A 17136-nucleotide genomic window follows, 5' to 3' on the forward strand; every position below is an offset into this window, starting at 1 on the left:
GGCGCAGAACTCGCCCTTCGGGCTCAGACAGCTGCGCCGGACTTCCCCGCCCGTTCCTCCGCGGATCAAAGGTTCAGACGGGCTTTCACGCACGTCGAGCCTTTACTGATACAGGGCTGAGCGACCGACCGTTGATCACCTGCATTTCCGGTCCCCTCTGACGCGCCGACTGGAGGTGATGACGGGCGGAAAAAGGGCTTCGCATGTTTGAGCCCGAAGGGCGAGTTTGCGAAGACCCCGCACGGCATCGCCGGAGGGAGGGAACCCCCGAAGGGGGCGCGGCAGCGGGGTACGTTTTCTTGCCTTCTTCTTTGTCGTACAACAAAGAAGAAGGTCGCCCGCCGGGGCGAGACCCGGCCGATGTAAGGTCATACACTGGAAAGCCGTCCCGCAAGGGCTTGACCCGCAGAAGGTCGAATGGAATGAACCATCAAGGTTCGCGCAACGTGTGGAACGCGCTTCCCCGACAGGTGAGACTCTCCCAGCCCGGCGGGCCTGCCAGGAAGAGTGATTAAAGCGCCGTGGCCAGCCGCTGCGCCAGAGCGACGAGTTCATCCGAACCGGCGAGCCCGTCGATGAAGCGCCGCGGAATGCCCGACAGGCCGGTTTGTGCGCCGGCCAGCGCGCCGGTGAGCATCGCCCGGGCCAGGTTCTGGCCGCCACCATTCACCGCGTGCAGCACCGCCGACTCGAAATCACCCGAGAAGCGCGCCGCCAGGTAGTAGGCCGCCGGAAACTGGTGGTACACGGCGCAGGGCATGCCGTACACCAGCGATACCTTCCAGGCCGGCTCAATGCGGATGTCCGGATCGCGGGCGGCGCGGGCCATGTTTGACGGGCCGAGCAGGGCGTCCGGCGACGGAAAACGTCCAAGCGTCGGCGCTTCTGCCTCGCCGGGACGCGGGGCCTGCAGCTTGCCGCTGGTCACCGAGTGAAAGGGCAGTTCGCCGCTTTTGACCCGCGCCATCAGCTTGTCCGAGATGTCACCGTCGAGGGCGTGGCCTTCGACCAGCATGCCGAGCACCGCGCCAAAGGCCACGGTCATCGCCAGCACGGTGCCGTCGGTTTGCGTGAGCGCCGCGTTGCGGGTGACCGCGGCGGCCAGCGCGGCCGGATCGAGCGCGTAACGCACCGCAATGGCGAGGATGCGCTCGGCCGCTTCCGTGGTGTCGGCGTTGCCCGCGCATTGGCCCCAGGGCAATCCTTCGCCCACGCGCTTTCGAAAGGCTTCGCGGATCGACTGGCTGGTGTAACCGCCGGGGCCGGCCATTGGCGTGCCGTCGATCTGCGGAAAGAAATCGCCATCGAGCCGGGCGCAGAAATCCGCCTCGTCGTAGCCGCCCCGCTCCACCAGCGAGCGCAAGGTCAGTTCCAGCAGCACGCCCGCCTGGGACGGGTCGCCGGCCTTGAGCCCGGCGTGGTAGCGGCCGGGCTTTGGATCGGTGTAGCCCGAAATCCAGTCGCCGTAGTTGGCGTGCAGCTCGTCGAGGTTGTAGTACCAGTGCGGCCCGAGGGCCAGGGCATCGCCGATGAAGGCGCCCATCAGCGCGCCGGCGGCGCGGTCACGGAGACGTTCGACGGATTGGGGTTCGGACATGGCAGACCTCCAGGCGTAAAGGGCGTCAGACGGGCACAGGCACCGCTTGTTCCATGGTAGACGCAAAGAACTGCCACGCCAGCCGCAACGCATCCGGCCCGGTCGGATCGGAAAAGGCCTGGCGGGCTGCGCCACCACTCCAGGCGTGCCCCATGCCATGCACGCGGAGCAGGCGCACGCAGGGCTTGCGGCCGGTTTTCCAGTCGCTGCGGGTAAGTTTGCGGCGGGTGCCACGCTGAACTTCGGTGATCCTTTCGCGGGCCGTGACGCCGTCGGGCAGCAACTCCAGCCAGAGATCGGCCGAAGCCCGGGCGTTTTCGAAGGACACCACCGCATCCAGATCACCGTGGATCAGCACCAGCGGCGGCAGACGCCGGCCGGCGAGATGCCGGGCCAGCGCGTCGCCGTCCGGCGAGCGGCGCCCGCGCATGGCCTGGCCGGCCTGCAGCGGCGTGCGCGCGCTGTGGGGCGCGGCGCCGGAATGACTGCCGACGGCGGCAAAGCGGTCGGGATGACGCAGCGCCAGCGTCAGGGCCATGGACCCGCCGGCCGACAGGCCCAACGCGAACAGCGGCCCGCCCACCCGCGGATAGTCGGCCACCACGTGGTCGACGATGCTCATCAGGATCTGCGTTTCGATGCCGACCCGCGTCTCGCTGCCAAACCAGTTCCAGCAGCGCTGGGGGTTGGCCTCCTGGGCCTGCTCGGGCATCAGCACCGCAAAGCCGCGCGCCTTGGCCGTGGCCGCGGCGCGGGTTACCGCTGCGAAGGCCGCCGTATCCTGGGCGCAGCCGTGCAGGAGCAACAACAGCGGCAAGGGCTTCCTGGCGCTGCCGCCGGTCGGGATGAACAAGCGGTAGCGCCGCATCGCCAGCGGCCCGAGCCCCCAGCGCCCGTCGATCCAGCGTCCGCCCGTCACCGGCACGGGTGCGTCGGTGGGGGTGGCCACGGCCTTCATCATGCGTCCGGCGCCTTCGGCCATCTTGCTGCCGGATTCGATGCCCTGCCGCGCGGCAGCCTTGCCAATTCGCGCCGACTGGCGCATGCCGGCCCGGGTCAGCTTGAAGAGTGCGGAAACCAGCGGTGATTTACGACGACTCATCGGGTGACTCCTGAAATGACAAAAGGCCCCGAGGGGCCTTTTGGATGCTACCGGGAAGACTGCGGCAAAACCTCACCGCATGATTCCTGATCAGGCAACTTTCAGAGCGGAGGCAGCAGCCTTGGCGCCCTTTTCAACGTTTTGCACGGCAGCTTCGGCAGCCTTTTCGACGTTGGCTTGAGCAGCAGCAGCGACTTGCTTGACAGCCTTGGTGGCGCCTTCGTAAGCGTTGCTGGCGTTGGCCAGAGCGGTCTTGACGGCCTTGACGGCAGCTTCGGAACCGGCCGGAGCGTTCTTGAACAGCTCTTCCAGGGAAGCGTCGAAGTTCTTGCCCATAACAGCGGCTTCGGCTTCAACCAGCTTGGTCAGCTCTTCCTTGGTGTCGGTGCCGATCACGGACAGGCTGCGGCCGTAGGCAATGCTCTTCTCGACGGACGGGGTCAGGGCAGCCAGGTTCAGGGCGGCGATGGCTTGCGGGTCCTTGGCGGCGAGCACAGCCTTGGAGAAGGCAACGCTTTCGTCGAAAGCGGTGCGGGCGGTTGCCAGGTTCAGGGTGGACACGCGCTCAACGGCGGTGAACACGGTAGCCACGAAGGCGGAAGCGGAGCTCAGGCTGGCTTCAACGTTGGTCTTGGCGGCGGCGGCAAACTTTTCGGGGGTAACGGACATGATGATCTCCTAAGATGGGCTGGTCTTGCGATCACCGAAGCAAATTCGGTATGGCTCTATGTTGCACCGCAACAAAAACAATTGCAAGCGGTTTTTGTGCACTGCAACAAAATATTCACGGAGCCCCGTTTCCTACTCTGCCAGCAGCTCGTCACGCAGCCTGCGCAAGCCCTCGGGCATGGCGAGCGTGGCCAGATCCCAGCCTTCGGCCACCAGCACGTCATGCAGGCATTGCTCCATGTCGGAATGAGTACGCAGCACCGACGTCATGATGCGGGCGTGCACCCCGAAATCCTCGCTGCGCGTGACCGAGCACGTGTATTGGTAATGAAACAGCTCCCGCAGCGCGAGGATGTGCTGCGCCACCTGGGCCGGGCACGCGCACTGGTAAATCAGCCCCTCTTCAATGATGTGGGCGAGCTGGGAATTGTCATAGACAGTCGGCAGGTTCATGGCGTTTGACTCCTTCAACTGCAAGGCCACGCCGGCAAGGTAAAGCCGGCTACAGCAATATATAGGGGAAGCGGCGGCAGGTGTCCGCCGCATCGACACCACCGCGCGGGCGCGATTGTATGAAAAGGATGTGACGCGGCACAACGCCGGCTCCGCCGTGCGCCTGTTCAATGAAGCCCAGCTGACGCAGCGGGAATTTACGCCGGAATTCAGGAACTTCGCGGTGAGCCGCAAACGCTGAGCGCTCAGCCCCGCGCCACTTCACGCAGGCTGAGCGACTCGGCCGCCAGCGCGGTCTGGATGACTTCGACGGCGCGCTCGGGACGGGCGTCGCCGCACATGAACACATCCACCGCGGCAAAGCCGTGTTCGGGCCAGGTGTGGATGCTGATGTGGGATTCCTTGAGCAGCAGCACGCCGGTTACGCCAAGGCCGGGGCCGAAGGGGTGGAAGTGGCCGCCGACCGGGGTACTGCCGGCGGCGTCGGCGGCGGCGCGCAGCAGGGTTTCGATGGCGGCCGGGTTGGTGAGGCGCTCGGGGGCGATGCCGTGCAGATCGGCCAGCAGATGCCGGCCGCGGGGCAGAAAGCCGTTCACTTGTGCCCGCCTCCGCCGGACGACCAGCCGCCACCGGACGAGCCGCTGCCCCAGCTGCGGCTGCTGCCACCAGATCCGCCGCGGGTGTCAATGTTGATCAGCGTGGTGAACAGCGTGACCAGCAGCGCAAAGACGATGTAGCCGAAACGGGTCATGGCGCGTCGTCGGTGATCCGGGAATAAATCGGCCACCACAGCACGCCGACGGCGATCAGGGTGACCAGCCAGTTGATGAAGCCGCCCATGAAAGACAGCGGCACGTTGATGACCAGCAGGATGGCGGTGAAGCGCAGCGCGAGCGGGTGCAGCGCACCAGCGGGAACGGAGTCAGCCTGCACCGCCGTGCTGCCGGCGGCCACCGCGGCGGCCAGCTTGCCCTTTTTGCCGAACCAGCCGTCCACGGTGCCAGCCGGCACGCGCTGGGCCAGTGACCAGCTGATTTCGGCCGGGCTGCGTTCGCTGCTGAGGGTGCCGCGGGCACCCCGGTAATCGGTGATCGACACCGTGTCGCCCACCTGCACGCGCCAGTTGAAGGCGCCGGCTGCGTGGATGACTTCGGCGCCGTAGGCCTGCATCCGCGTGAAGGCGCTGCCTTCGAGGCTCACGGCGCTGGCCGAAACGGATTCGGGCCAGGCGTCGAGCACCTTGACCTTGTCCCAGCCGGCGCCGGATTCGACCAGCCACACAAAGCCGGCCGTCTCGTTAAACAGCAGGTACTCGGTCCATTCGTCCCCCTCGCCCACCTCGCGGCAGCGCATCAGGCCGATGAGGCTGAAGGCCTCGCCGTCGATCTTCGCCACGTCGCCGAGCGCCAGCGTGGTGTGGACCAGCGCCTCGCGGCGGGCCGCGTCCATGATCTCGGCGGTGCCGGTGGTGGCGTCGGATTCGGTGCCGCAGGCGGGGCAGTGCAGGTGCGCGGCCACCGCCGGACGCCAGCTGATCGACGCGCCGCAGGCCGGGCAGTCCAGCACCGCGGCCTTGCCCTTGAGATGGCCGGCGCTGCGGGCGATGTCATCGGGCTCGCGCAGCAGCTGGCATTTGAGATCGGCCAGGCTGACGGCCTTGCCGACGAAGCGGCGCGGCGTGTCGCCGTCGGAGTAATCGAAGGTCAGGAAGCGGTGGGACTGGCGGTAGTCGGCCACCCGGGCCTGCCAGCCGGCGCCCACCAGGAAAGGCAGCTCCCCTTCGCCGCCCGAGCAACGCGCCGTGCGCAGATCCGCCGCCGAATAGGTGACACCCTCGAAGGGGTAAAAGCCGCCGGGCACGATCTGGCCAAAGGGCGGCGCATCGCTGGCGAGGCCGGTGTCGACGGTGACGGCGTATTGCCCCGAGGCATCCGACAGCCAGCCGGCACTGCCGTCGTCGAAAAGGAGATACCACTCGTTCCAGAAGCCCGCGTCGTAGCGCAGCTGGATGCGCCCGACCACGCCGAAGGCCTTGCCGGCATACATGCCCGAGGTGGTGATGCGGATCGGCGAATAATCCTCAAGGGCGACCGCCATCTTGCCCACGTCGCGCACGGCGTCGGCATCGCGCAGCAGGGTGCTGCGGCAGTATTCGCAAACGGCAAGGGCCGAGGTGGCGGAGCGAAAGACGACCTCCGCGCCGCACCCCGGGCAGGCGAGCTTGAACACGCGGCGCTTACCCGATCAGCTTTTTGAGTATTTCGGCCTTGGCGGCGTCGTAGTCGGCCGGGGTGACGAGGCCTTTTTCGAGCAGCGCCTTGAGCTTGGCGAGGCGCGCTTCCGGGTCGTCGGCGGCCGGTGCCGGCGCCGCGGGGGCCGCAGCGGCGGCCGGCGTTTGCGCAGGGCGCAGCGCATCCATCATCACCTGCCCCATCCCGACGCCCGCCGCCAGCCCGGCGCCCACACCCGCCAGGCCGCCTTCGTTCTGAGCCGCCAGCGGCACCGACTGGGCCACCTGGAACTGGGTGTACTTGCCCAGATCGCCGACCATGCCCATCGAAATGCGCGCGTCGATGGCCTTTTGCAGTTCTTCGGGCAGGGAGATGTTCTCGACGGCGAAGTTGTCGAGCGCAAGGCCGTAGCGCTCGAAGGTGGGCGTCATGCCGGCCACCATGCGCTCGGCCAGCAGCAGCTGGTTGGCGGCCATGTCGAGGAAGGGCAGATCGGCCCCGCCGAGGGTCGCGCTCATGGTGGCGACGACCAGATTGCGCAGTTGCTGTTCGAGCTCGTCAACGGTGTATTCGGCACGGGTGCCGCTGATCTCGGTGAAGAATTTTTTCGGGTCGGCCAGCTTGTACGAATACATGCCAAAGGCGCGCAGCCGCACCATGCCGAAATCCTTGTCGCGAATCGTCACCGGCTGCGGCGTGCCCCATTTGCGGCCAAGCTGCAGGCGGGTGCTGAAGAAATACACGTCCGACTTGAAAGGCGACTCGAAGGCCTTGTCCCAGTTTTTCAGGTAGGTGAGCACCGGGATTGTTTGCGTGGTGAGGGTGTACCTGCCCGGCCCGAACACGTCGGCGATCTTGCCCTCGTTCACGAACACCGCCATCTGCGAATCCCGCACGGTGAGGCTGGCGCCGTACTGGATTTCGAAGTCTTCCATCGGGTAACGCCAGGCCAGCGTACCGTTGGAATCCTCGTTCCACTGGATGACGTCGATGAACTGCTTCTTGATGAACGAGCCGATGCTCATGGAATGCTCCGGTGAGGAATGTCAGGACATGCAGGCGGCGTTGACGATACCGACGACGAGGGACACCACCCCCGCCGCGGCCCCCGCCGCCACGTTGTTGCTGGCCAGCTGGACAGGCAGGCGGGGAAAGGCCCTCGCCAGCAGCGCGTAGGTAAGCACCTGCACCGACAAGCCGGATACGCACCACAACAGGAACAGCAGGTAGTGGTCGTTGTGCAGGATGCTCGAGGCTACGGTGAGCGAAAACCCGATCACCGCGCCGCCCAGCGACAGGGCCGGGGCCACCACGCCCTGGCGGATCAGCGCCAGCTCGTGAAAGGGCGTGACCCACATGTAGATGGCGGCGAAACCGCCCACCATCAGCAAGCCCGAAAACAGGTGCAGCACATAATTGTAAAACGCGTCCATCGGCATGATTCCCAGGCGGGGGGCGATCATTTAGCCAGCATTCCCGGTGCCCGGCAAGCGCATTGCGGGTAGAGTCCCGCCCCATGTCCGACGCCACCTCCAAGCCCGCCGCCCCCGACCGCCTGCTGATCCTGTCGGTCTTCGTCGTCGCCTCCTGCGGGCTGGCCTACGAGCTGATCGCCGGTGCGCTGTCGAGCTATCTGCTCGGCGATTCGGTGCTGCAGTTCTCGTCGATCATCGGCTGCTACCTGTTCGCCATGGGCGTCGGCTCGCACCTCTCCAAATACGTCGATGACCGGGACGTGCTGGCCCGCTTCATCGACATCGAACTGCTGGTCGGGCTGATCGGCGGCGTGTCGGCCACCGTGCTCTTTCTGCTGTTTGCCTGGATGTCGGCGCCGTTTCGCACGGTGCTGTACGCGCTGGTGTTTGCGCTGGGCGTGCTGGTGGGAATGGAGATTCCGCTGGTGATGCGCGTGCTCCACAACAAACAGGCGCGCTTCAGCGAACTGGTGAGCCGGGTGCTCACCTTTGATTACCTCGGCGCGCTGGCGGTGTCGCTGCTGTTTCCGCTGGTGCTGGCGCCCAAGCTGGGGCTGTCCCGCACCGGTTTTCTGTTCGGCATGGTCAACGCCGCCGTGGCGCTGTGGACGCTGCGGCATTACGCCGCCGACATCCCGAACATCCGCGCGCGCCTCACCCGCGGCATCCTGGTGATGACCTTTCTGGCCGGCGGGCTGGTGATGTCCGAGCAGCTCACGCGCTGGGCCGAGCGCGGCCTGTACGGCGACGACGTGATCTTCGCCACCACCACGCCCTACCAGCGCCTGGTGCTGACCCGCTGGAAGGACGACACGCGGCTCCACATCAACGGCAACCTGCAGTTTTCCAGCCGCGACGAACACCGTTACCACGAAGCGCTGGTGCATCCCGCGCTGCAATCCATGCCGTGGGCACGCTCGGTGCTGGTGCTGGGCGGCGGCGACGGGCTGGCGGTGCGTGAAATCCTGCGCCACGCCAATGTCGAGCACGTCACCCTGGTCGACCTCGACCCGGCGATGACCGACCTGTTCACCCGCAACAGCGAGCTGGCCGGGCTCAATGGAGGATCGCTCAGTGATCCCCGCGTCACGGTGGTCAATGCCGACGCCGGCCAGTGGCTCGACGAACACGCCGACGTGTTCGATCTGATCGTCGCCGACTTTCCCGACCCCTCCAACTTCGGCCTCGGCAAGCTCTACTCGGTGCCGATCTACCGGCTGATGGCCAGGCATCTATCCGAAAACGGCGCCCTCGTCGTGCAATCCACCTCGCCGTGGTTCGCCCCGCGGAGCTTCTGGTGCATCGACGCCACGCTGCGCGAAGCCGGCTTTCATACCCACCCCTACCACGCCTACGTGCCGTCATTTGGCGAGTGGGGCTTCAACCTCGCCACGCGCCGCCCCGGCTACACGCCGCCCACGGCCTACAGCATCCCCACCCGCTTCCTCGACGGCGAAACCACCCGCCTGATGTTCCGCTTCCCGCCCGACATGAAGCCCCTGCCCGTCGAACCCAACCACCTCAACAACCAGCGCCTGGTGCATTACTTCGAACAGGACTGGGGCAACGTGGTGCGCTGATGGAAGGGCTACTGCTTGGTTTTTTCTTTAACAAACGCAATAATCAACAAAAAAACGTTGATTATAGGAGTTAGAAAATGCTTCTAAGCTATAGCTTCTCCAATTTCCAGAGCTTTCGGGAGCTCACACAGGTCTCCACGACAGTGAGCGAAAAGGTCGCGCCCAGCGACTGGCTGACCACTACCTCGACTGGCGAACGGATCAACAAGGTCATCGCCGTAATGGGCGCCAACGGTAGCGGCAAAACCACACTCCTTAAACCATTGGTATTTCTGGATTGGTTTATCAGTCATTCCTTTAGTCAGGCACCGGAAGCCGCCATCCCATTTACGCCCCACTTCGCTGCAACAAACGAAGCAACGGAGTTCTCGGCAACGGCCATATACAAGGGTCAAATCTGGAAATATGTGCTCCGATGCATCCCCGAACGGGTAATCCATGAAGCGCTCTACGTAAAAAGGGAACGCTTCAAATACGTCTTTGTAAGAGACTGGGATGACAGCACGCAGACTTATCGGATCAAACAACAGGACTTCGGCTTCGCCCCGGTCGAGGCCCGAAAGGTCCGAGCGAATGCATCGCTGATCTCGACTGCCGCTCAATATGGCATCCCGCTGGCAAAGGACATGGCCAGTTCGGGCCTGCGCTCGAACATCACCGCCCTCGGTCGCCAGCCTCTCTCTCAGGACCTAGTCCTGAACGCAGCAGCCCACTTCAGCCAGCTCTCCGAACAAAGAACCATCATGGCTCGCCTGCTGCATGACTGGGATCTCGGTCTTTCCAACGTAGAGTTAGAGGAAATCTCCGTCGCCCAGCCAGACGGCTCAAACAACAAAATCTGGCTTCCTGTTGGCATACACCAGACAACGTCAGGCCCGCGCCGACTGAATTTTTTACTCGAATCAAGCGGTACTCAGGCTGCGATGGTTCTTCTCTCCCACCTCCTGCCCGCACTGCAAAATGGTGGCATCGCCGTGATCGACGAGTTCGAGAACGATCTCCATCCCCACATGCTGGAGCCCATTCTCGGCCTGTTCGCCAGTCCGCTCACCAACCCGCACAACGCACAACTGCTGTTCACCTGCCACTCCGCCGAGGTGCTCAATCTTCTCCACAAATCACAGATCATGCTGGTCGAAAAGGATGAAAACTGCGAGAGCACGGCCTGGCGACTCGATGAAATGGAAGGCGTGCGCAACGACGACAATTTCTACGCCAAGTACATGGCCGGCGCCTATGGCGCAGTTCCGCACCTATGAACGCCCGCCGACAGGCTCCCACGCTACGCACACAACGCAGAACCGTGCTGATCGTCGGCGAAGGCGATGCAGAGGTCGCCTTTCTCAAGCACCTGAGATCCGTGTTCGTCGGTCGTGCGGCGGGCGTGACTGTGAAGATCGGCAACGCTCACGGAAAAGGAGCGCAAAACGTCATCGACCACACCCGAAAGCAAGCTGATGTATACGCTTTCGATCGTGTCGCAGCCCTGTTCGACACGGATACGGACTGGACTCCCGAGGTTGAAAAACAGGCGCGCAATGCAAACATAATCGTGCTGCCCTGCACGCCCTGCCTGGAAACCGAACTCCTTCGACTGAAGGACCAGCCCGCACCTGAGCGCACGGCCGACGCAAAACGCACTTTCAAGAAGATTTTTGGTGCCGAGGCTCATCGCAGCGACCTGTACCCACATTACTTCCCGCAGGCCATGCTCGAAAAACTCGTTGCGACACAACCGGAAAGACTGCTCGCCCGAATCGTTGCCTTGATGCGAGCCGCCTGAGGCACGCACTTGCACCGTCGAACCTTTCTCGGACTCGCCGCCCTCGCCCTGCCCGGCTGCCGCCGGCTCGAGCATCTGGGCATTCCGGTCACCGTTCACCACCCCGGCATGGCCGAAGGGCACGCGCTGCGTGACGGTGCGCCGCTGCCTTCACCGGTGCGCGAGATCAGAACCGGCGTGGCGATCCTCGGCAGCGGCATCGCCGGGCTTACCGCGGGCTGGCGGCTGGCGAAGGAAGGCGTCGACGACTTTCTGCTCGTCGAAGGCCCGGAGCTTTTCGGCAACGCGGCCGGCGGGCGCATCGACAGCCCGTCCGGCCCGCTGGCCTACCCCTGCGGCGCCCATTACCTGCCCTTGCCGTCGCTGGAATCGGGCACCGTGCGGGAGATTCTGTTCGAGCAGGGCGTGATCGAAGCCGACCCGTCTGGCGAGCGCCCGCGCTTCAGCGAAGCGGCCCTGGTGCATGCGCCGGACGAGCGTCTGTTATTCGACGGCAGCTGGCACGACGGCCTGCTGCCCACCGAACACGTGAGCGCGGCCGAAGCCGCCCAGCATCGGCGCTTTCTGGACGAAGTGGCCGCCCTCACCCAGCGTCGCGGCAGCGACAGGCGGCGGCTGTTTTGCGTGCCGCGGGTGCTCTCGTCGGCCGACCCCGCCTGGCGTCGGCTGGATGCCACGCCCTTTCGCGACTGGCTCGTCGCCAGCGGCTACACCTCGCCCAGCCTCCACACCTATCTCGATTACGTGTGCCGTGACGAATACGGCGCCGGCTCGGCGCAGGTATCGGCCTGGGCCGGCCTGCACTATTTTGCCGGCCGCGGCGGACAGGCCGCCAACGCCGCCGACGGTGCGCTGCTCACCTGGCCGGACGGCCTCGCGCCCCTCGCCCGCGGCCTTGCCGCCCGCATTCCGGCCGCGCGGCGCATCGCCGGCCATGCGCTGCACGTCACCGAAGATCGCCAGGGCGTGTCCATTCTGTGCCGGGATGCCGCCGGCCCGCTCTACATCCGCGCTCGCCGGGCGATCTGCGCGATGCCGCTGCACGTGGCCGCGCGCATCGTTCCGCACATCCGCGACTTCGGCTTCGACCCGGCGGCCCACCTGCCGGCACAGGCCTCGTGGCTGGTCGCCAATTTTCTGCTCGACGGCTTTCCGCCCGAACCGGCCGATGCTCCGCTGGCCTGGGACAACGTGATCCACGCCAGCCAAGGCCTCGGCTGGGTGGTCGCCACCCACCAGTTGATCCGCGCCGCCCGCCCGGCCCACACGGTGTTCACCGCCTACCGGGCGCTGGCCGACCGCACGCCGGCCGAGGCCCGCCGCTGGCTGGCCGGCGCCCGCGCGGACGAACTCCTTGCGCTGGCCGCCGCCGACCTGCACCAGGCCTACGGCAAGCTGGAACTATGGCGACGCACGCTCGCCGTGGACATCACCGTGCGCGGCCACGCCATGGCCACGCCCACCCCCGGCAGTCTCGCCAACCCCGGCCTGGCGGCGCTGCGCGAGGCCGACGGCCGGCTGCTGTTCGCCCACTCGGATTTATCCGGCTACTCGGTGTTTGAAGAAGCCGTGTGGTGGGGAGACCGGGCGGCACGGCAGGTCGCATGAAAGAATCCATCGGGAGCCAGCAATGACAATTTTCGACGCCACACCCCGCCTCGGGCGCCTGCTGCGTGGACTGCAACGGGCCCTCCTTGTCGCGCTGATCGGCTACCTCGCCCTCCTCGCCAACCTCTACGTGCGCCAGGAAAGCCTGCTCTTTCACCCGGAGCCGCTGCCGGCGGATTTCAGTTTCGCCGGGCGTTACGCGCCGGATCAGGAGGTCGAGGAGATACGCATTCCGGTGGATGGCGCAGTGCTCAATGCGCTGCTGTTCCGCCAGTCGGCCAGCCGCGGGCTGGTTTTTTACCTGCACGGTAACACCGGCAACCTGACAACCTGGACGAGCCGCGTGGATTTCTACCGGCGCCTCGGGTTCGACCTGTTCATGCTCGATTACCGGGGCTTCGGCAAGAGCAGCGGGCGCATCGACGGCGAGGCGCAACTGCACGCCGACGTGCGCACGGCGTGGAATCGCATCGCCCCGGCCTACGCCGGCAAGCCGGTGGCGATCCTCGGCCGCTCCCTCGGCACCGGGCTCGCCACCCGCCTCGCGCGGGACGTGAAGCCCGACCTGCTGGTATTGGTCAGCCCTTACGCGAGCCTGCTGCGCGTCGCCCGCGAGCACTACCCGCCGGTGCCCGACGCGCTGCTCAAATATCCACTGGAAAGCGACCGCCTGATCGGTGCGGTGACGAGCCCGGTGCTGATCCTCCACGGCCGCGAGGATGCGCTGATTCCCATCGCCCACGCCCAGGCTCTGGTGGCGGCCAGCGGCGGACGGGCGGAGCTGCTGCCGGTGGACGGCGCCGGCCACGACGACATCCAGGATTTCGCGGCTTACCGGGATGCGCTCGCTCGCCGCCTCGCCGACCTCGGCCCGCCGCCATTGAAGGCCGGCAGACGCTAAACCCGGCTCCCCTCGGGCCGCACGCCAGGCCGGCGACGGCACAGAACTTCGCTCAGCACATCCAGCACGCAGTAAAAAGCACCGGCCGCCAGCGGCGGATTACAGACCGGCCAGCCCAGGCCGGGCAGGCTCGTGCGCCAGGTCCAGTTGCCGAGCCAGGTTCCCCACAGCTCCATCGCCAGCGACAGGAGGAACATCGTGACGTACAGCCGCGGCGCCGGCCCCTTGCGCAGGCACACGAAAAAGAGCAGCAACAGGGGCGGCCCGAGCCAGTCCAGCCGGGCCAGCGCCAGCGCGGTAACCGCGATCAGGGCCAGCCACGGCGTCAGCACCAGGAGATGGCCGGGCAGCCGGTCGGCGAGCTGCAGGCCCAGCCAGTAGAGCAGCACATGGCCGGGCGGCACGAACAAGGGCAGATTGCCCAGCCGGTAGTCGTAAAGCCCCCACGCCAGCGACAGCACCACTTCGCCCGCGGTGGCGATCACCAGGCAGGCCACCAGACGCGAGCGCAGCCCGGCATGGCGATAGAGCAGCCAGCCGCACAGCGCCCAGGCCCACACGGCGACCAGGGGCTGGCCCCAGGCGCCGCCAAAGCGGTCGGCCAGCAGGCCCAGCGCAATGGTCAGCGCTGCGACGGCAATCAGGGATTGATGCGTGAGCATGGCGGAATCGCGGGATCGGGCGGCACCGCCAGCGGGTTCGCCGACGCTTACTCGATGCCCTGGCTGGACAGGTATTCCTCGTAGGTGCCGCGGTAGTCGACGATGTCGCCGGGGCCGCGGATTTCGAGGATGCGGGTGGCCACGGACGACACGAAGGCGCGGTCGTGGGAGACGAAGATCAGCGTGCCGGAAAAATCCGCGATACCCGAGTTGAGGGATTCGATGGATTCCATGTCCATGTGGTTGGTCGGCTCGTCGAGCAGCAGCACGTTTTTGCGCTGGAGCATCAGCTTGCCGAACAGCATGCGGCCCTGCTCGCCGCCGGAAATCACCTTGACCGACTTCTTCACATCGTCGCCCTTGAAGAGCAGACGGCCGAGGGTGCCGCGGATCAGGGTTTCGGCGTCGTCGCCTTCATAGCCGCCTTCGCGCACGTAGCCGCTGATCCAGTCGGTGAGGTTCTCGCCGCTGGCGAAATCGTCGGCATGGTCCTGGGCGTAGTAGCCGAGTTTGGCCTTCTCGGCCCACTTCACCGTGCCGAACTGGGGCGCGAGGCCGTGCAGCTCGGTGCCCACCAGCAACTTGAGCAGCGTGGTTTTGCCGATGCCGTTCTCGCCGATGATGGCGATGCGGTCGTTGGCATCGACGGTGAGGGTGAAGTTCTTGATGATCGGCTTGGCCGGATCGTAGCCGAAGGTGAGGTTCTCGATCTCCACGGCCTGACGGTGCAGCTTGTCCTTCTCGTCGTAGTCGAAGCGGATCCACGGATACTGGCGGCTCGAAGGCTTGAATTCCTCGATCTTGATCTTGTCGATCTGCTTGGCGCGGCTGGTGGCCTGGCGCGCCTTGGACTTGTTGGCCGAGAAACGGCGCACGAACTCCTGCAGCTCCTGGACCTTTTCCTTGGCCTTCTGGTTGGCGTTGGACTGGCGCTCGCGGGCCTGGGTGGAGGCCTCGATGTAGTCGTCCCACGTGCCCGGCCACACCTGGATGCGGCCATAGTCCAGATCCGCCATGTGGGTACACACCTGGTTCAGGAAGTGACGGTCGTGGGAGATGATGATCATCGTGGAGTTGCGCTGGTTGAGCACCTCCTCCAGCCAGCGGATCGTGTTGATGTCCAGGTTGTTGGTCGGCTCGTCCAGCAGCAGGATGTCCGGGTTGGCAAACAGGGCCTGGGCCAGCAGCACGCGCAGCTTCCAGCCGGGGGCGACTTCGCGCATCGGGCCGTTGTGCTGGTCGGTGGGGATACCCACGCCGTGCAGCAGTTCGCCGGCGCGGGCTTCGGCCGTGTAGCCGTCGTACTCGGCGAAATGGCCTTCCAGCTCGGCCGCCTTCATGTAATCGTCTTCCGTCGCCTCGGGGTTGGCGTAGATCGCGTCCTTCTCCTTCATGCACTCCCACATCTGGGTGTGGCCCTGCATCACCACGTCGAGCACGCGCACATCTTCGTAGGCGAACTGGTCCTGCTTCAGGAAAGCCATGCGCTCGCCGCTGTCGAGGGCGACGTTACCGGCGGAAGGCTCCAGCACCCCGGCCAGGATCTTCATGAAGGTGGACTTGCCGGCACCGTTGGCACCGATCAGGCCATAGCGGTTGCCGTCGCCGAACTTGACGGAAACGTTCTCGAAAAGGGGCTTGGCCCCGAACTGCATGGTGATGTTGTTGGCGATGAGCACGGCGTGAATTCCTTAAATTCCGGCAAGCGGAACGGCAAAACGAAAACGCCGGCTCGTGGCCGGCGAAGCTGGTGCGAAATTTATCATATCTATCAAGCACCTGAGAAGCTTTCTCGGGTGCCCTGACGGCACGGCCCCACCCCCCGGAGCCCCGCCCCGCAGCATTCAGGCCCGCTTGCTCAGATCAGCGAAGGGCCGGACACGATCGCCGCGGCCTCGATCTCCGAGATGCGCACCGTCGCCGTCGAGATCACGTGGATGGTCAGCCAGTCGTGCAGGCGCATCGCTCCATCGCCTTCGAAGGCGACGAAGCGACAACCCAGCACCCCGCCTTCGGCACCGAAAACAAAGTTCATCGTCACCGCCTCGCCGCGCACCTCGTCGGGAATGCCCTCCAGCTGCAGCACGAACGGAAACGTCCGCCCCGTGGCAGCAAACGGTGCCGGGCAGGGCGCACTGAAGCCCTCGAGCGAAAGGTCATTGACCGGCAGGCGCACGCCATCGACCTGCACCCAGAAGCACACGCTGCCCCAGCGCTTCGCCACGAAACGCTGCCGCTTGCGACGCTCGCTGCCAGCCGCCTCGGCTACCACACTCTCATCCATCACGTGCTCAATCATTCGCTCCGCCCCAAAAACATCGAAAACGAAAATTTCATTTTCTTATCCACTAATTTTATACAAAACCAATGATTTCGACCTAAAAACCAGAATCGAAACAGCATCCAGAGCAATGTCTTTGGGATTTTCCGTAAAATTCGTCACAAATAAACATTAATTCACATTTATCCGTCGGGAATTTTTACATATACACACAGACACACTCGGAAACAAATATAAATCCTTGTTTTATATAGACCATCCCAATACGGGCATGCATATTGCTAAATAGGTACAAGCAGTCGAAGCTCATTCTCACTGCCAAAATTTTTGACAGATTTCTCACCGGAGCTTTATCAATGAAAAAGCAACTTCTCGCCCTTGCCCTGATCGCCGCCGCTGGCGGTGCCAACGCCTCCGTCGTCACCTACTCCGACACCCAGATCGACGCTTTGCTGACCAACAACGCCAACCGTACCGATTGGGTTGGCAACTTCGTGATCCCCTACTTCGATTCGAGCCTTGGCACCCTGAACTCGGTCTCCATCACCCTCGATGGCCAAGTCAGCACCCTGTTCAGCATCACCAGCACCCAGACCAACGCTCGCAACACCACTGCCAACTCGGCAGCTGATATCTCCATCGCCTCCCTCGGCCTGACTGTCACCACCTTCGGCAGCCAAGTCGTGAACGTTCCGGGCGGTGCCACCGTCAACGTTGGCCCCGTGCTCGGCTCCGGTAGCAGGGCCATCGCACTCGAACGACATGGTTTTTTTGAAATTCACCAAAAAAATCGT

The 17136-nt window shown here is 64.9% G+C and carries 18 protein-coding genes; 6 read left to right on the top strand and 12 right to left on the bottom strand.

Annotated elements, in window-relative coordinates:
* Positions 1–511: 511 nt before the first annotated feature.
* From Q1W26_RS09740 to Q1W26_RS09780, 9 genes are all read right to left on the bottom strand, one after another.
* Positions 512–1597 (bottom strand): ADP-ribosylglycohydrolase family protein, encoded by a 1086-nt coding sequence (locus Q1W26_RS09740; protein ID WP_300439136.1) that lies wholly within the window; start codon positions 1595–1597, stop codon positions 512–514.
* Between the two features lie 25 nt (positions 1598–1622).
* Positions 1623–2699 carry a PHB depolymerase family esterase gene (locus Q1W26_RS09745; RefSeq protein ID WP_300439138.1) on the bottom strand — a complete coding sequence of 359 codons (1077 nt, stop codon included), beginning with the start codon at positions 2697–2699 and terminating at the stop codon, positions 1623–1625.
* A gap of 90 nt (positions 2700–2789) precedes the next feature.
* The gene (phaP, locus tag Q1W26_RS09750) at positions 2790–3368 is read right to left on the bottom strand and encodes a TIGR01841 family phasin (RefSeq protein WP_300439141.1); all 579 of its coding nucleotides are present in this window, start codon (positions 3366–3368) and stop codon (positions 2790–2792) included.
* 132 nt (positions 3369–3500) lie between these two features.
* Positions 3501–3821, bottom strand: coding sequence for a hypothetical protein (locus Q1W26_RS09755; RefSeq protein ID WP_300439144.1), 321 nt, complete (start codon positions 3819–3821; stop codon positions 3501–3503).
* 245 nt (positions 3822–4066) lie between these two features.
* The gene (gene speD / locus Q1W26_RS09760; RefSeq protein WP_300439147.1) at positions 4067–4417 is read right to left on the bottom strand and encodes an adenosylmethionine decarboxylase; all 351 of its coding nucleotides are present in this window, start codon (positions 4415–4417) and stop codon (positions 4067–4069) included.
* Positions 4414–4572 (bottom strand): hypothetical protein, encoded by a 159-nt coding sequence (locus tag Q1W26_RS09765; protein ID WP_300439150.1) that lies wholly within the window; start codon positions 4570–4572, stop codon positions 4414–4416. Before Q1W26_RS09765 ends, speD begins: the two co-directional genes overlap by 4 nt.
* The gene (locus tag Q1W26_RS09770; RefSeq protein WP_300439152.1) at positions 4569–6050 is read right to left on the bottom strand and encodes a DUF4178 domain-containing protein; all 1482 of its coding nucleotides are present in this window, start codon (positions 6048–6050) and stop codon (positions 4569–4571) included. Before Q1W26_RS09770 ends, Q1W26_RS09765 begins: the two co-directional genes overlap by 4 nt.
* A gap of 7 nt (positions 6051–6057) precedes the next feature.
* The gene (locus Q1W26_RS09775; protein WP_300439155.1) at positions 6058–7077 is read right to left on the bottom strand and encodes an SPFH domain-containing protein; all 1020 of its coding nucleotides are present in this window, start codon (positions 7075–7077) and stop codon (positions 6058–6060) included.
* A gap of 21 nt (positions 7078–7098) precedes the next feature.
* On the bottom strand, positions 7099–7515 hold the full coding sequence (locus tag Q1W26_RS09780) for a DUF350 domain-containing protein (RefSeq protein WP_300439158.1): 417 nt from the start codon (positions 7513–7515) through the stop codon (positions 7099–7101).
* Between the two features lie 53 nt (positions 7516–7568).
* Here Q1W26_RS09780 and Q1W26_RS09785 point away from each other — a divergent pair, with 53 nt between their 5' ends.
* The 5 genes from Q1W26_RS09785 to Q1W26_RS09805 all read left to right on the top strand — a co-directional run bounded on the left by Q1W26_RS09785 (position 7569) and on the right by Q1W26_RS09805 (position 13399).
* Positions 7569–9107 carry a polyamine aminopropyltransferase gene (locus tag Q1W26_RS09785; protein ID WP_300439161.1) on the top strand — a complete coding sequence of 513 codons (1539 nt, stop codon included), beginning with the start codon at positions 7569–7571 and terminating at the stop codon, positions 9105–9107.
* Positions 9108–9184: 77 nt separating this feature from the next.
* Positions 9185–10366 carry an ATP-binding protein gene (locus Q1W26_RS09790; RefSeq protein WP_300439164.1) on the top strand — a complete coding sequence of 394 codons (1182 nt, stop codon included), beginning with the start codon at positions 9185–9187 and terminating at the stop codon, positions 10364–10366.
* 44 nt (positions 10367–10410) lie between these two features.
* A complete protein-coding gene (locus tag Q1W26_RS09795; protein WP_300439167.1) occupies positions 10411–10890 on the top strand; it encodes a hypothetical protein in 480 nt (159 codons plus the stop codon).
* A 9-nt stretch (positions 10891–10899) separates the two neighbouring features.
* The gene (locus Q1W26_RS09800; protein WP_300439170.1) at positions 10900–12498 is read left to right on the top strand and encodes an NAD(P)-binding protein; all 1599 of its coding nucleotides are present in this window, start codon (positions 10900–10902) and stop codon (positions 12496–12498) included.
* Positions 12499–12520: 22 nt separating this feature from the next.
* The gene (locus Q1W26_RS09805) at positions 12521–13399 is read left to right on the top strand and encodes an alpha/beta fold hydrolase (protein WP_300439172.1); all 879 of its coding nucleotides are present in this window, start codon (positions 12521–12523) and stop codon (positions 13397–13399) included.
* Here Q1W26_RS09805 and Q1W26_RS09810 read toward each other — a convergent pair.
* From Q1W26_RS09810 to Q1W26_RS09820, 3 genes are all read right to left on the bottom strand, one after another.
* Complete coding sequence (locus Q1W26_RS09810; protein WP_300439174.1) at positions 13396–14061, bottom strand: hypothetical protein; 666 nt, start codon at positions 14059–14061, stop codon at positions 13396–13398. The genes Q1W26_RS09805 and Q1W26_RS09810 overlap by 4 nt on opposite strands.
* Positions 14062–14108: 47 nt before the next feature.
* Complete coding sequence (locus Q1W26_RS09815) at positions 14109–15740, bottom strand: ABC-F family ATPase (RefSeq protein ID WP_300439177.1); 1632 nt, start codon at positions 15738–15740, stop codon at positions 14109–14111.
* Positions 15741–15919: 179 nt separating this feature from the next.
* Positions 15920–16360 carry a PilZ domain-containing protein gene (locus tag Q1W26_RS09820; protein WP_300439180.1) on the bottom strand — a complete coding sequence of 147 codons (441 nt, stop codon included), beginning with the start codon at positions 16358–16360 and terminating at the stop codon, positions 15920–15922.
* Between the two features lie 338 nt (positions 16361–16698).
* Between Q1W26_RS09820 and Q1W26_RS09825 the strand changes: the two genes are divergently transcribed.
* Positions 16699–17136: choice-of-anchor E domain-containing protein (locus Q1W26_RS09825; RefSeq protein ID WP_300439183.1), on the top strand; the 438-nt coding region annotated here is incomplete at its 3' end.

This window comes from Zoogloea sp. (genome assembly GCF_030157465.1).
GTDB lineage: Bacteria > Pseudomonadota > Gammaproteobacteria > Burkholderiales > Rhodocyclaceae > Zoogloea.

Excerpts from the sequence above, each read along its gene's own strand:
- Q1W26_RS09790 (WP_300439164.1), top strand. The coding sequence starts at position 9,185 with ATGCTTCTAAGCTATAGCTTCTCCAATTTCCAGAGCTTTCGGGAGCTC.
- phaP (WP_300439141.1), bottom strand. The coding sequence starts at position 3,368 with ATGTCCGTTACCCCCGAAAAGTTTGCCGCCGCCGCCAAGACCAACGTT.
- Q1W26_RS09755 (WP_300439144.1), bottom strand. The coding sequence starts at position 3,821 with ATGAACCTGCCGACTGTCTATGACAATTCCCAGCTCGCCCACATCATT.
- Q1W26_RS09805 (WP_300439172.1), top strand. The coding sequence starts at position 12,521 with ATGACAATTTTCGACGCCACACCCCGCCTCGGGCGCCTGCTGCGTGGA.
- Q1W26_RS09785 (WP_300439161.1), top strand. The coding sequence starts at position 7,569 with ATGTCCGACGCCACCTCCAAGCCCGCCGCCCCCGACCGCCTGCTGATC.
- Q1W26_RS09775 (WP_300439155.1), bottom strand. The coding sequence starts at position 7,077 with ATGAGCATCGGCTCGTTCATCAAGAAGCAGTTCATCGACGTCATCCAG.
- Q1W26_RS09745 (WP_300439138.1), bottom strand. The coding sequence starts at position 2,699 with ATGAGTCGTCGTAAATCACCGCTGGTTTCCGCACTCTTCAAGCTGACC.
- Q1W26_RS09820 (WP_300439180.1), bottom strand. The coding sequence starts at position 16,360 with ATGATTGAGCACGTGATGGATGAGAGTGTGGTAGCCGAGGCGGCTGGC.
- Q1W26_RS09810 (WP_300439174.1), bottom strand. The coding sequence starts at position 14,061 with ATGCTCACGCATCAATCCCTGATTGCCGTCGCAGCGCTGACCATTGCG.
- Q1W26_RS09740 (WP_300439136.1), bottom strand. The coding sequence starts at position 1,597 with ATGTCCGAACCCCAATCCGTCGAACGTCTCCGTGACCGCGCCGCCGGC.
- Q1W26_RS09765 (WP_300439150.1), bottom strand. The coding sequence starts at position 4,572 with ATGACCCGTTTCGGCTACATCGTCTTTGCGCTGCTGGTCACGCTGTTC.
- Q1W26_RS09780 (WP_300439158.1), bottom strand. The coding sequence starts at position 7,515 with ATGATCGCCCCCCGCCTGGGAATCATGCCGATGGACGCGTTTTACAAT.